Origin of the sequence: Moorena sp. SIO4G3, assembly GCF_010692305.1 — a bacterium.
In the GTDB taxonomy this organism is placed as follows: domain Bacteria; phylum Cyanobacteriota; class Cyanobacteriia; order Cyanobacteriales; family Coleofasciculaceae; genus Moorena; species Moorena producens_A.
In genome coordinates this window covers 1-14,456 of record NZ_JAAHIG010000237.1, presented here as the reverse complement: position 1 = coordinate 14,456, position 14,456 = coordinate 1, and the positions used below count along the sequence as shown (strand labels likewise).

Here is a 14,456-nt window from a genome sequence, read left to right as displayed (position 1 = left end):
TGACCGTGATCATAATGGCGCTTTTGGGATTTACCTAAAAGCTTTGAGGGATACCTCCTCGTCGATAACCGACGTGCTGTACACGGCTTCCGGGTTTTGCCAGGAATTGCCGGGTTAAATGTATCCGGTAATTACACTTTGATTTATTACCAAAAAGTGGGTTCTAACCGTCTTGGTGGGTAAGGGCTGTTTGATGATCTGGTGATCAAGTAGTTTGAACTTCCCCACCCTGAAGAGGGATGGGGATTCCCAGGCACAACAACGCTCGTTGCTGTTCTCTCCTAGGGCGTGACTTTCCCCCGCACCGGAGGTAGCTGAGTGGGGTCAATACCCAGTTTTTTTTGAGACCCTTACTTTTTAAATTAACACTATTTGAAACGGAATATTCATCCCGGAGACGAAACCTTAGGATAGTGGAGCCTTTATGGTTGGCAGGCTATGCAGAAAAAGGTTAAAACTTGAGGCGCGACCCCGTAATTTAATTCTTCAAAGGTCAAGCGCGCCTCCATTGATTAAGGCGACCACTACCTTACGGTAACTTCAAGACCTAAGAGAACGGGGTATTCTTTTCCCTCTCAAACTCTCCGACTCTGATAAATTTGCGTAGGGTGCGTTAGGGACGGGCTCGCTCTGAGCGCCTCGTATCCAGTGTTGGGATAGCCCGTCCCGTAACGCACCACCTTATATTCATTCCTTGATTAAGCAATGCCGATGATCCGCTGATCAAGTAATATAAAGGGAAAAGTAGTTACATTATTGAATAGGGTACTCTATATATAGGAAAAAAATAAGTCTGTCTAAACGCTTATTGATTACTTATCCCATTGATGAATCTGGCTGATTGCTATCGCTTATTGGGTGTAGATCCAGGAGCAAAGCAGGTTGAAGTAAAGGAGTCTTATCGGCGTCTGGCACGTCGGTATCATCCTGATATTAACCCTGGAGACAAGCTTGCCCAAGAAAAGTTTATTCGGTTTACGGAGGCTTATAAGCTTCTCCTCAGTGCTATCAAAGAGTCTGACCGTGAACCAGTCTTAACCTCTGCCACTAGCTTTGGTAATCACACTAATCAGCCTGGGGACTCACCTCCGCCAACCTCAAGTTGGGTAACGCCTAAGCCACCATCGGTTGAGTCCAATCAACCCCTCTCAGCAGTTGAACAACAGCTGAAGTGGGATTCCTATCATCAACTCCAGCAATTGCTTCGGGAGCGACGGTTGATGAGAGCGATCGCATTAGTCGAAGCCTTGGCTCAAAGAATGCCCCAAGACCCAGAAGTGCGTCAGTGGCAAGCGATCGCTTATCAAACTTGGGCAAGACACTTGGTTAAACAGCACAAGCTCGATAAAGCTAGAAATTATCTTAGAAAAGCCCTTAAGACTGACCCCTACAATAAGTCTCTGTGTGCTCAGATAGAACAGGATTTTCTTGTGATCGAGCAGATGATCTAGCGTTGGTATTGGTAAAGATGTATAGCGCTACGGGCAAGGCAAGAGGCAAGAGGCAAGAGGCAAAAGTTAACTAAAATAGCGTTTCAGCTTGTATCAATGTCCTAACCTTAATGCCTAGTGCTATAGTGGTTTGGCTACGGTCTGGTAAAGGTAACGGAAGCTAAAATTACTACTTGTGTACGACTAGCCTCACGCAGAAATTTCCCTGGCGTTACTCTGATTCAACCTAGGCGTGGAGATTGGACAAGTTTTGTTTGTTATCAGCATTCTGGTTTTGCGATCGCAACTGCGCTAATTTACTTGGCTTTTTTGGATTGACAAGCAGCGCGATCGCATTATCCTACTTAGCCTACCCTTCCAGAGCTCAAATCCTCCAAAGCTAGAATTAGCAAAGCTTAAGGATTTCACTAAGAACAGCAATGTTGTAAAAGCTTGTTGGGCTAGCAACACATTTTTCCATAACCTTAACTACTAGCGATAGGGCTACTAAAGTAAGCTATCAACTAATGCGCTACGCGCACGCTACTTGAGGTGCGCACACTACACGAACGAGGTTTATTTTAAGCTGACCGCTGACCGCTGACCGCTGTTCGCGTAGCGTGCGCCTAGCCCATATGCTTACCTACGAAATTCAGCAACGCCATTCCGGATTCACGGGAAATTACCAGGGAATTAACAAAGGGTTTGGAACATAAGCGTTAAACCTTTAAAACTTTGAAACGTTCAACACTTCCAACTCATCACCTGTTCCTATCAAAATTGTCCCATCGTACCTGCAATGGATAACGCTCATGCATTAGTTGTTGGCATCGCCAACTATCAAAACATCAACCAACTCCCAAACACTATCCTCCAAGATGCTCAGGACATTTACAACCTGCTGATTGACCCGGAATACTGTAGCTATTCACCTGAGAGGGTGCAATTACTGCTAGATACTAAAGCAACTAAGGCAGCACTCACTGAGGCATTAGCAAATCTAGCCCAACAGAGTAACAAAGACTCTACTGTTTTGATTTATATTTCCAGTCATGGCGGACAGATTGAAAAGGGTGCTTACCAAGGAGAGTACCTGTTACCAGTAGACACAAACCTGACATCCGGCGGATCATTATTAGCTCAAACTGCCATTTCTGGCGATCAGTTTACCGAGGCTCTACGGGCGATTCCAGCTCGTAAATTAGTCGTTGTGTTTGACTGCTGTCATGCTGGCGGCATTGGTCAACCCAAAGATGTGGATGGGTCTACCCTTAAAGAGGGCTTACCAGAAAAGTATTATGACTCCCTTACCCAGGGACGAGGTCGGGTTATCCTCGCTTCTTCTCGCAGCAGTGAAAAATCTTATGTTTTACGGGATGCTGAAAATAGTCTGTTTACCCAACACTTGCTGGCTGGGTTGAAAGGGGGTGCGATCGGTTCAGGGGGAGTTATCCGTATCCTTGACCTTTTTAATTACTTACAGCCGAGAGTTACCAGTGATCAGGCCAATCAGCATCCTATTCTCAAAGCTGAGATTGAGGACAACTTCCCCATCGCCCGTTACCTGGGAGGAAAGGCGGAAACGCCAATGCCTCTAACTTTGCCTAGTGATGATTACGAGTACGATGTCTTTATCAGCTATCAAGCCAGGGGAGAGGATAAGCATTGGGTTCGTCAGGCGTTGCTGCCTTACTTGGAGTCACAGGGGCTAAAGGTTTATCTTGATATTCGCTTTCGATTGGGCGTACCTATAATTACCAGCATGGAACGTGCTATTGAGCGAAGTCGCTATACTGTTTTGGTACTTTCCCCAGCTTACTTACAGAGTAGTTATGCTCAGTTTGAAAACTTGGTGAGTCAAAATTTGGGACTAGAAGAAAGTCAGTATCGTTTAATACCGATTGTGCGTGAGGAATGCACGCCACGATTGGGACTGCGCATGCTCCGGCTCCCCTGCTTGGACATGACTGATGAGGATGAGTTTGAGACTAATATAGAACGCTTGGTTTACCAACTGTGGCAGCCCCCATCGGGGAGAAATGGTTGATGGAAAAACCTAAAAAGTACCCTCAAGGATACTGTCAAAGCCTGAAATAGCCACTACAATATAGTTGTCATTTAATCTAGATATCTCTCTAGAGATTTCAGTGTTTATTATAGGTTTAATACTTCAGGGTTGTATCTGCATCAAACCAGAATTTCCTATAGGTAAGGATTAGGATGCAGGCTAAAAAATACGACCTCTTTATCTCCTATGTAGATGCTGATCGGGCTTGGGTAGAAGGCTATTTACTAGATGCCTTGAACCAGACTAATGTACGCTACCACTCAGAAGCAGCGTTTGCATTGGGTGCGCCTCGGATAGCAGAATTTCAGGATGCTATTGAGCAAAGCCATAGCACGTTACTGGTACTCTCTCATGCCTATCTAGCCAATGATACTAACCGATTCATTGATTGGCTAGCTCAGTCCTATGGCTTAGACAAAGGGAATTGGCCAGTTATCCCTCTCATCAGGGATAAAAATATTGACTTGCCACCTAGCCTCAGAATGCTCACAAGCCTGGATGCAACCGATGAGGATGAATGGGAAAAGGCAATTGAACGCTTGTGTCAGCATCTACAATGTTCAGTGCCTGACGCTCCATCTAAACCGGAATGCCCTTATCCTGGCATGACACCCTTTAGTGAGGAAAACAGCGATCGCTTTTTTGGGCGTGATCAGGAAATCAAGCAACTCCTACAGCACTTGCGTCATCATAATTTTGTGAGTGTAATTGGTCCGTCAGGTAGTGGAAAATCTTCCTTAGTGTTTGCAGGTCTAATTCCCTATTTAAAGAATTTAAAGGGAAGTGGACTTTTTGAGGATGGAAAGTGGTTAATTCGCACAATCCGTCCTGGTGAAAAACCTTTGACGGCTTTAAAAAAAGCATTAGAAAGTGACCTAGCTAATCCCACCTTAGCAGTTACTACAGCTTTAGCGACTGAAGACAATGCTCGACGATTACTGTTAGTGGTAGACCAGTTTGAGGAAGTATTTACGCAAGCTGAGCAAGAAGCAAAACCGTTTCAAGAGGATTTACTGGGTCTACTGGAAATTCCTGACTGCTATGTAATTTTGACCGTCAGAGCAGACTTTTATCCTGAACTAATGGGGTCTATGCTATGGGACCAGATTCAAAGATCTCGGCTGGAGATTGTTCCTCTCAATGCTGAGGGATTGCGTGAAGCTATTACCAAACCAACCAAAAAAGTCAAGGTTTCTATAGAGCCAGTGCTAGTAGAGCGTTTGATGGCAGATGCTGCTGAAGAACCAGGAGTTTTGCCCCTAGTGCAAGAAGCAATGGTGTGGTTATGGGAGAACATCGAACGACGATATCTGCCCCTGAGAGCCTATAACACCCTAGTACTTACCAGCACAGCCTATGAAAATATAGATGGTAGCAACCGTAAGGGATTGCAGGCTGTAATCGCTAATCATGCTGATTCTACTGTTTTCAAACTGCCCGAAAAACAACAGCAGATAGCTTGGCGTATCTTCCTACGCTTGATTCAGTTTGGTGAAGGACGTGTCCATACTCGCCGCCAGCAGTCAGTTGAGGAGTTGAAAGCCCTTGATGACAATCCAGAACTGTTTGACAAAACACTAAATTACTTAGCTGAAAATCGCTTGTTAACCCTCAGTGCCGGAAAAGACGGTTCTAGTATTAACGTTGATATTGCCCACGAGGCTCTGATCAAGGGTTGGCCAGCCTTGCAATGGCGGCTTCAAGAACGGCGAGAAGCGGAACAGACTCGTAGACGACTAATGCGCCAAGTTCAAGATTGGGTAAAGCTGGGGAAAGGCAAAGGAGGTTTATTGGATGAGACTGAATTAGCTGAGGCGGGGCGCTGGTTGAGTAGTCCTGATGCTGAGGAGTTGGGCTATGATGAGATGCTACTTGAACTGGTAGAAGTGAGTGATCGGGCTATTCAGGAAGCTAAAGAGCGGGAAGAAGCAAGGAGACAACGAGAGTTAAAACTGATTCAAGAAAGGCTAGAGGAAGAAAAGAAGGTACGCAAGGCAGTTCAGAGTAGAAACAGAACTTTAATCTATGGCATAGGGGGAATCGTTACAGTAACTCTGGGGCTTATGATAGCGCTAAAAGTAGCTTCTCAGCGCCAGGTTACTACTCTGGCTCTTTTGTCCGAATCTCAACTTTCTCGAAATGACCAGCTTGAGGCACTGATGACAGGTGTAAAGGCAGTCAAACAATTGAAATGGTGGATGCCGAATCGTATCCACGTTCAGGCTGTAGCAACTTTACAACAAGCTGTTTATCAAACCCAAGAACTTAACCGATTGGAAGGACATCTGGATAGTGTCAATAGTATTAGTTTTTCTCCAGACGGCAAAATTTTGGCTTCAGCTAGTGATGACCATACAATTGTGCTTTGGAACCAAGATGGGAGTAAGCTTAAAACTCTCCCAGGACACAAGAGATGGGTTAGAGGGATTACATTTAGTCCAGACGGTAAATTTCTCGCTTCTGCCAGTGCTGATAAGACTGTAAAACTCTGGAATTCGGATGGAAAATTGCTCGAAACTGTTGAGGCTCATGATAGTCAGGTCAATCATGTTAGTTTCAGTCCCAATGGTCAGATGTTTGCCTCAGCTAGCCGTGATGGCACAGTCAAGCTCTGGCATTTTACAAGAGGTAAGCAACGGGGGACAGAAAACGAAGAACAGTTATCTTCTTCTCCTGTTTGCTGTTCAGAGTTAAAAGTTTCAGACTTGTGCAAACAAGCCCATGATGATTGGGTCAATTATGTTAGTTTCAGTCCAGATGGTAAGATATTGGCTACTAGCAGTAATGATAAAACCATCAAACTCTGGAACGTGAAAGAATGCTCATTACTGAAATCTCTCGAAGGCCATGAAGATTATGTCACAAGTGTCAGCTTTAGTCCTGACGGTCAAATGCTTGCCTCAACCAGTCTCGATAAAACAGTGAGACTTTGGAATGTGACTCAACGTAAGTTCCTCACCTCACTTAAGCATAACCACCTAGTGAAGACTGTCAGTTTTAGTCCTGACGGTAAAATGCTTGCATCTGGGAGTGATAAAAAGGTACTTTTGTGGGATATAGAGGGTGGGGTGTCGGATATCGAGCATAAACCAGTGGCAGTCCTAGATGGCCACAGCAATGATGTTAGCAGTGTAAAGTTTAGTCCTGATGGTAAACTCATAGCATCGGGTAGCCTTGACAATACGATCAAGTTTTGGAGTATTGAAGCTAATCACCACATTATTAGATACAATAGGGGTATTGATGGTGCCCGTTTCAGTCCCAATGGCAAAATTATTGCTATCCCTGCCTGTGATGGAAAGATCTACCTTTCGGATTCTAAGGAAATTACCTCTAGAGCGGGAATCCTAGATTCCGAACCTCATAGGGAGTGTATTAAAAGCATCAGCTTTAGCCCGAATGGTCAGATATTAGCCTCAGCAAGCGACGACAACACAATTAAACTTTGGGATGTAGCTAAACATAAGTTACTCGAAACCCTTAATGGGCATAATGATTACGTCACGAGTGTCAGTTTCAGTCCCAATGGTAAATTCTTAGCATCGGCCAGTGGTGACCAAACGATTAAGCTCTGGAATGTTGAGAATGGAAAATTACTTAACACCCTGACAAGAAAGGGGAAAGATAGTTTCGGTTTCACGACTGTCAGTTTCAGTCCCAATGGCAAGCTGTTAGCCTCTGGGAGTAACGACTCAACGATCGATATTTGGCGTTTAAAGGATATTTTGAAGAGTCGAGATAGTAAGCCACTGAAAACTTTTAAAAAACACCAGCAGGAAATTGCCGCTGTCAGTTTTAGTCCTGATAGCAAAATGCTTGCCTCTGCTAGTTTGGATCACACCATCAAACTCTGGGATGTGAACAAGGGAGTAGAAATTCAAACATTCAATGGACACAGAGGTGGAGTGACCGATGTAAACTTCAGCAGGGATGGCAAAACCCTAGCTTCTAGTAGCACCGACAAGACACTTAAACTCTGGAGTGTGAAAGATGGTTTTCTAATCAAAACCTTGCCAAGCCATCAAAGTTTTTTCAAAAGTGTTCAATTCAGTCCAGACAGCAAGGCTTTGCTAAGCAGCGACAAGAATCAAACGGTGATTCTATGGAACTTAGATCCAGAGCATCTTTTGCAGGAAGGATGCGATCGCCTACAGGACTATCTAAAAACAAATCCTAAGGTCAAAAAGAGCGATCGTCAAATTTGCGATAATCTCTAGAACAGATTTAACCGAACCTTCAACCCTGTCACTAAATTATTTTCAACAGAATTATCATCAATATTAATTAAGTAGCCTACTGAAGCCGTCACAGCAATATTTTTATTGGGTCGGTAGATTGCCAGCGCACTAACTTGAGGTCGTACATTGACTTCGGACCTGCCGGAAAAATTATGGTTAATTACAATAATCCGAGAGTCCAAAGCTGTTTCCAGCTTAGGTGTAACATCATGACGTAGGCGTGCTCCCAAAGTGTTTTGAAAGAGATTATTATCTCCTCGTGACCCTAATCTCAGTTCGTAGAACGAATTCAAGCGCAAATTAGTTGCTAATTGGTCGTCTCGATCTACAAGGAGTTGAGCTGAATTTTCAACTACATCTAATAGTGAACCATCTAATTGCTGGTGTACATATCCTAGCTGAACATAAGTACCTTGTGCTACTTGCTGTCGTACTGCTACGTTAAGATTGAGGAAATTGTAATCATCTAAGTAAGATGGCACTAGCAATACTCTTCCAGCCTTGGCAGAAGCAATTAGACGGGTTTTTGGACTTAGCTTCGGTGTTGCTAGAAGTCGAACACTGTTGACAAATAATAACGCTGTGTCAAATTGGTCAAATTCAGTATTAGTAGAAACTGAAGATTCCAAAATCAACTGGATATCTGGTTGACGGGACGGACGTGGACGAAGGATAACCTGAATGTCACCGAGTCCGTCATAGACATTATCTAACTGCTCTGTTTCCTCGTCGTCGGATTCGAGAGATTGATTAGTAGTGGCTGGGGAATTTTGGACAAAAAGAGTCTCTGAACTTTGTAGAGCAGGTTTTATAGCAGTAGAGTCTTGATTCCCAGAACTCCAGGTTGGATAAAGAGAGCTGCTAATTTCTTTCAGAGGTATAATCACCGAAACTGATTCTGGTATATTTTCTACATAAATTCCTATATCTTCAATATTTTCCAGCGTAGGTTGTTCTAGTAACTCTGCTTTGGAATTTGCTTTTGCACTCTGGGTTAAGTTATAAATAACCCAAAAACCTAGAGAACAAAATACAAAGTAAAGTCCTCGCATAATTTTAAATTCAATACATGATTTATAGTTCATCACCATGCTAAAAACTGTTTCTAAAAAAAAGTGATTTGATCTGGTTTTGACTGATTTACTGTAAAAGTGAAGATGTTTTTAATCTGGAATTATAGAAAGTTGAACTATTGAAGAGGTTGTTAACTATGAATTACCCAAATCAAAAAGGTCGTCTCCTGAAGGCAGGGTAAACGTATCTTGTCAATAAACCTGGGGTAATTCTCAATAAACCAGACCTTATTGCGCTTGTTGACAATGACTTTTCCACATATAGTGTTTATTTAATTTTTTAAACACTATATATACGAATAAACAAATTAGATGGGTTTACCCTGTCTCCTCAAGTTCGTCTACTGTAGGGTCTATCGGATCTGGTTCTATAGGAGAACCTCCATCTAGTTCCGTCCTTTGATCCTCTAGTGCTGCCAGTGTTTCAACTCGGACTGCCCTAATTGTCTTCTGAACTTCAACCGGTTCTACTGCTATAGCCTCGTTCTGTCCCGGTCCCAAACCATAGGCTAGTGTAGTAGTCTGGTAGAATCTCAAAAGGTCGAATGATTGTACCTCTCCAACAATTCCATTAGTTACTGACACAGTTTCACCACCTTGAAGAACTACCGTATCTCCATCCTGACCAGATACCCTAATCCCACTATTAGTAAGGGAGAAAACTTGTGTTGTGTTGTTGGCAGAGTCGTGTCGCACAATTACAGCACTACTCCGCGTTGGTGCTAAAAACAGATTTTGGTCTTGAGATGGTTCTGAAAGCTTTGCTCCCAACTCCACCAAAGAGTTTCCTGGCGTTCTAATTTCAGTCAGAACGCTATTTGGTGGATTCATCGTTAGAAGAGTTCCTTGATTTAGCTTAAAGATTGTCGCTTCTGTAATTAAATCAGATTGCTCTTGAGCTAAACGTTTGACTGCAATGGAATTAACTTTTTTGAGATGATGTTTTTGAGATATAAAATCTATTTGTGTAGGAGTTAAAGCAAGATTCAAGCGCTCCAAACCAATATCTTCTATGTCTGGTCTTTCTTTAAGTTTAAGACGAGTAAGTCCCTTTTCAAACTCAAATTTAGCCCCAGGTAAAAATCGCACAAAAGTTCCCTCATTAAATAGAAGGTTTGCCTTTGGTGGTTCTGACTTCTTATCCACAATCGGATCCACATTCAATCGAGCCGGAGGCTGTAAAACTTTTCTGAGAATATTGTCAAGCTTTTTTTTACCTTGATAGGCACTTACTCCACCGAAATAATCACATATCCTTGCCTGGTTGAGATTATTTGTTGCTGACCCAGGTTTAATACATTTTTGATATTGTACGGGGCATTCGCATTGTTGAGCTTGTACGGAAACTGAAAAAAACAGTCCAATAAAACTACTAGCAACAAATCCTTGATTAAAAAAGAACTTATGTTTCATCAGGTATCATCTCTCTATATATTTTGCAAAAAAGTAACAAGTAATTTCCTATTGATAATAGTCAATATAATATGGTTTAAGTAGACAAAATCATCATTTATTAACGTCAGTTTTGGATAAGGAGGAGCGAAGCAGGTAGGCTGAAAGTGCCAACCGTCAACCCCCCGCTTGCTCAGGGTAAGCACATATTGTCAATAAACTGGGGTTAGTTCTCAATAAACCCGGTCTTGTCTTGATGCAGTCGCTCATGGTTTTGGGTCTGTGTGCGGAACCTGCGTCCGCACCTTGTAAGCCCCGTGGAAACCACGGCAGTCGCTCATGGGGGAGACCACGGCAGTCGCTCATGGGGGAAACCCCCAAGACCGCGCTGCCTCCCCAAGACCGCGCTGCCTCCCCAAGACCGCGCTGCATCGCTATTTTGCTTATTGACAATGGATTTTATAGAGATAGTGTTCATTCAATTCAATAAACACTATATGTAGGAATCAAAAAATTAGATGCGTTTACCTTGCCCGCTTGCCCCCCTGGGGATTGAGCCACTATTGGAGCTATTCACACTAAGCTCAAGAAACTGCCAGCTAATAAACTTTGACCTAATGACCAAATTCTTCATGCCATTTCTGCTTTTATCCAAAATTTCTACTTAAGGTAGATGCACATTAGGTTTGTTTGATTAGATATATCCCGTTCGTTTAGGGTGTACTACAGATAATATAGGATATTTCTATTTCTAAGATTTTCCCTAAGATCTATCTTGTCATTAGATAGTTTTGTAAGAGAGTTACGAGTAGCAGCAAAAAATTGAACGAGTTCAACTCTTCACCCGTACCATCAATAAGTGGGGAAAAGCTGGAGTTGCTGATCTATTTTACCCTGTTCTGATTATACTGAGTACTTCCCCACTAAGCTTATTCCTATCCGCAATGTTTATAAACTTTTTATTTCTCTAATTAGTGGTATATCAGTTGTAATTGTGTGAATATAGGGTTGACAAATGAGATGTAAATCTAGGAAGTCGTTTATTATTTTCCAATAAAACTCTGGATTTCTTTTCCCTCTTGCTTTTTCCCTCTTACCTTTTGCCAATTCCTGCCAGAAATGGTTTACAACCCATATATAAAACAGGCTTCTATGTGGCACAGGCTCAGGCTTCTATGTGGCACAGGCTTCTAGCCTGTGACCTAACGAATGCTTACCTCTTGTCTTGATGCAGCGCGGTCTTGGGGGTTTCCCCCAAGACCGTAATGGTGCGTTTGAGCCGTAATTAAATTCGCCACGGGTCGCACCTCTGCATCGCTTATTCAAAAGCACCTCAAGTAGCACCATTAGTAGCGCATTAGCTGATATAGCACTACAAATTCAAGTTAGGACATTGCTAAAAGCTCAAAAGCTTTTGTAGTAAGCTATTGCCTCTTGCCTATTGCCTCTTGCCTTGCGCGTAGCGCTATATAGCAATCCTAAATCAAATGAGAGAATGTTTGTTCCCTGTTCCCTACTCCCTGCTCCCTGCTCCCTGTTCCCTTTGCTATAGCTGTTCGCGTAGCGTGCGCGTAGCGCATAAGCTGATAGCTTAAAAAGCATCTTTAATAAATATCTTTAGAGTTAGCATTCAAGTAGGGACGCTTCAGATCAATTCCAAGCAAAGAAAAGTTGTGGAGGATAAAATTCATCCGACCTTCTGGGGAGTCGTGACCTTGTAGCCAAGCTTCTAGTAACGCATTAGCAACAATTTGGCAGCGATTCATGCCAAAATCTTCTTTAGGGGTAAATTTATAATCCGGTTCTTCAGATAGAGCCAGTCCTGGTAACAGCTGCTTGGTAAACAGAGGTACTCCTTGCATAAAATGGGATTTGTGTTGAGCATAAACAGTCTTAAGGATGGATTTAACTGTTTTATAACTACCCTTTTCAAAGCACAAAACCCCTGAGTCATAACGCCCGTAGTCAGAAGGATTGTATAGCACCTTAAACGTGAACGGAATTTTGACTCGGTTCAATCCCTCAGTGATAGCTTTCATAACAGCAACTGCACCTTCAGGACTTAGATTAAAATAAACATTTACTGTCTGGTGGTCACCATCTGAATGACAAGGATTAACTCGACCAGCATTCCCAACCGCTACATAGAATCCGTTTTGAACTAAATTGGGGGGCATCCGGATTGCCACTAAGCTCCCTATAGTAGCAGCCGTATCAATCGGTTGTAAATGGAAATCTGGCCTAATGTGCAGAATTAGACCCTTCTTTTCCACAGCCAGACTACCATCACTTTCCTGGCTTAGCACTAACCACCCTGGGTCAAAGTAGCCTTGAGAGTGATTACTTTCACACAATCGCTGGCAAAACTCTAGATTGAGCCCCCTTACGGTATTGTTCTCCAAATCCTCGTCAACTGCCCAACCATTTGAATTGTGATCCGCTGGAAGAGTAGTTTGATAAGACCCGTTGTAGTAGATACGGTAGAGAAACGTTCGCAGTTGCAGGCTCAGATACCTATTCTGGATCTTTAAGGGTAGTTGCTGAAAACGAGCTACCACTTCATCAGGAAGTTCCAGGGGTTTGTACTCTGGATGAGTGATATAGAAATTAGATTGAATCTGAACGTTGCTAAGAATATCAGAAAAAACATCCAGCACTCCAGGTATAGAAGAATCCAGTCGTTGAGTTCGTAAAGTATCCAGTAATTGCATAATCAAAACCTTAAGACTTATATGATGTCCGGATAATTACCCTGTCTTGATGCAGTCGCTCATGGGGGAAACCCCCAAGACCGCGCTGCATCGCTTAATAAAAATCTCCCCATCTCCCCATCTCCCCATCTCCCCATCTCCCCACACTTTGATTATGGGTATTCAACCGGACTTGATATTAGGCAGGAATACGGCTAGGAAAAGTGAGTTCAGATTCTGTGATGCCAAAAACAATCGGGATTGATTGCTCTGGATGGCATAACAACGTCTTAGCAACCTGAAGCATACAGATACCTCTGTTGTCAAAGGGTTTGAGGTTATTGATCTTTATATGAATTTTGCGAATCAACACAAACCCAGCAAATTGCATAGCTCGTCTCAAAAAATTCTGACGTCGCTCAATAATTTCTGGAAAGTGAGCCAAATAAGCTTGAGTTAGAGCAACAAGGCTAGGTTGAATTACCTCAAGGGGAGTTGTCGCTAGACGCAAAGCAGTTTCAACATCGATTGCTGTACTGATCACCAAGCTACTCAGCCAAATTTGTAGATAGCTGGCGATAATGGTTCCTAAATCTAAGGTTGGATCACCCCAAGTGAATTTCTCCCAATCAATTACTCTAACCATGCTTGCTTCTAGCTTTTTTGTAGAGAGGCATTGCTCCCACTCAAGGTGCAGTAATATGTTTTTCAGTTTTAGGTCATTGTGGATCAGACAGCAAGGCTCCCAAACTTGGTTAAGTTCTGCAAGGGCTTGCCCTAAACTCTCGTAGCGCTGATAAAGTCTAAAAAATTCAAGAGAATCTTCAGAATACATCCCAAAAACTTCTGGTTCAATGCGTTCTAACCTTTCAAGAAAGTCAACCTCTTCGTCAATCGGTAGCTGTTTAGAATTAGAGTTCAAGAAATCTTTATATTCCTGACAGTCTAGAGTCCTGCGATGGATTGTGGCTATAGTAGCTCCGATCTGCCTAGGGATATCAGTGGGAAAAACCTGCTCTTTACTATAAAAATACGCTAAATCACAATAGTCATTAAGATAGTTGAAAACCAGAATTGAGCGACTTAAATCAAAATGAATCGCCTCGGAAATTAGTGGGCGAATAGAGCTTAGCTCCGGAAACTCTTGTAAAAACTCATAAAAAAGCCATTCGTACCAAAAATCCCCATTAGTTTTTCCTTCATGATCGTGACGCTCTTGCTTAATCAGAAAATAGCGATCCTCCGTCAAACTCACGAGCAAATTAAAGTTTTTACCAGATTTTGGTTCAATCTGAAGTAGAGATTGCTGATTGGCTTCACAAATACCTTCTTCTACTAGATAATCAAAAACATTTTTAGAGCTTAATAAAAAAGTCATTAAAAACTACGAATTACAACTAACCTGTGATAACTAAATCCAAGATAATCCTAGTTTTAGGAGATGGTTATTTTTAAGAAGGCAATGGTAATTTTTAACTAAATCACCCATTACCCATTCCCTTTAACCAGGATGTATTGGTAGCAACTAAAAGCGTAAATTGCGATCAGGTAGTGGTACCAGCACA

Annotated in this window: 7 protein-coding genes; 3 read left to right on the top strand and 4 right to left on the bottom strand. The window is 42.6% G+C overall.

The genetic code is table 11. From position 1 onward, the window contains the following. Positions 1-827: 827 nt before the first annotated feature. The 3 genes from F6J99_RS30335 (at position 828) to F6J99_RS30325 (ending at position 7,715) form a co-directional block, all read left to right on the top strand. Entirely contained in the window at positions 828-1,451 is a 624-nt protein-coding gene (locus F6J99_RS30335) for a DnaJ domain-containing protein (RefSeq protein WP_293118489.1), read from the top strand. Between the two features lie 778 nt (positions 1,452-2,229). Then, entirely contained in the window at positions 2,230-3,477 is a 1,248-nt protein-coding gene (locus F6J99_RS30330) for a caspase family protein (protein WP_293118487.1), read from the top strand. 173 nt (positions 3,478-3,650) lie between these two features. Next, a complete protein-coding gene (locus F6J99_RS30325) occupies positions 3,651-7,715 on the top strand; it encodes a TIR domain-containing protein (RefSeq protein WP_293118485.1) in 4,065 nt (1,354 codons plus the stop codon). Here the strand turns inward: F6J99_RS30325 and F6J99_RS30320 are convergent. The 4 genes from F6J99_RS30320 to F6J99_RS30305 all read right to left on the bottom strand — a co-directional run bounded on the left by F6J99_RS30320 (position 7,712) and on the right by F6J99_RS30305 (position 14,269). Then, the gene (locus tag F6J99_RS30320; RefSeq protein WP_293118483.1) at positions 7,712-8,788 is read right to left on the bottom strand and encodes a hypothetical protein; all 1,077 of its coding nucleotides are present in this window, start codon (positions 8,786-8,788) and stop codon (positions 7,712-7,714) included. The two genes, F6J99_RS30325 and F6J99_RS30320, sit on opposite strands and share 4 nt — an antisense overlap. Before the next feature lie 339 nt (positions 8,789-9,127). Further along, a complete protein-coding gene (locus F6J99_RS30315; protein WP_293118481.1) occupies positions 9,128-10,222 on the bottom strand; it encodes a hypothetical protein in 1,095 nt (364 codons plus the stop codon). Positions 10,223-11,805: 1,583 nt separating this feature from the next. Beyond that, positions 11,806-12,912: a T3SS effector HopA1 family protein gene (locus F6J99_RS30310; RefSeq protein ID WP_293118479.1), complete on the bottom strand. Its 1,107-nt coding sequence runs from the start codon at positions 12,910-12,912 to the stop codon at positions 11,806-11,808. Between the two features lie 178 nt (positions 12,913-13,090). Next, positions 13,091-14,269: a phosphotransferase gene (locus F6J99_RS30305; protein WP_293118477.1), complete on the bottom strand. Its 1,179-nt coding sequence runs from the start codon at positions 14,267-14,269 to the stop codon at positions 13,091-13,093. Positions 14,270-14,456 lie beyond the last annotated feature (187 nt).

What these genes read in the sequence shown, in the direction of transcription:
- F6J99_RS30335 (WP_293118489.1), top strand. Translation starts at nt 828, where the DNA reads ATGAATCTGGCTGATTGCTATCGCTTATTGGGTGTAGATCCAGGAGCA.
- F6J99_RS30330 (WP_293118487.1), top strand. Translation starts at nt 2,230, where the DNA reads ATGGATAACGCTCATGCATTAGTTGTTGGCATCGCCAACTATCAAAAC.
- F6J99_RS30325 (WP_293118485.1), top strand. Translation starts at nt 3,651, where the DNA reads ATGCAGGCTAAAAAATACGACCTCTTTATCTCCTATGTAGATGCTGAT.
- F6J99_RS30320 (WP_293118483.1), bottom strand. Translation starts at nt 8,788, where the DNA reads ATGCGAGGACTTTACTTTGTATTTTGTTCTCTAGGTTTTTGGGTTATT.
- F6J99_RS30315 (WP_293118481.1), bottom strand. Translation starts at nt 10,222, where the DNA reads ATGAAACATAAGTTCTTTTTTAATCAAGGATTTGTTGCTAGTAGTTTT.
- F6J99_RS30310 (WP_293118479.1), bottom strand. Translation starts at nt 12,912, where the DNA reads ATGCAATTACTGGATACTTTACGAACTCAACGACTGGATTCTTCTATA.
- F6J99_RS30305 (WP_293118477.1), bottom strand. Translation starts at nt 14,269, where the DNA reads ATGACTTTTTTATTAAGCTCTAAAAATGTTTTTGATTATCTAGTAGAA.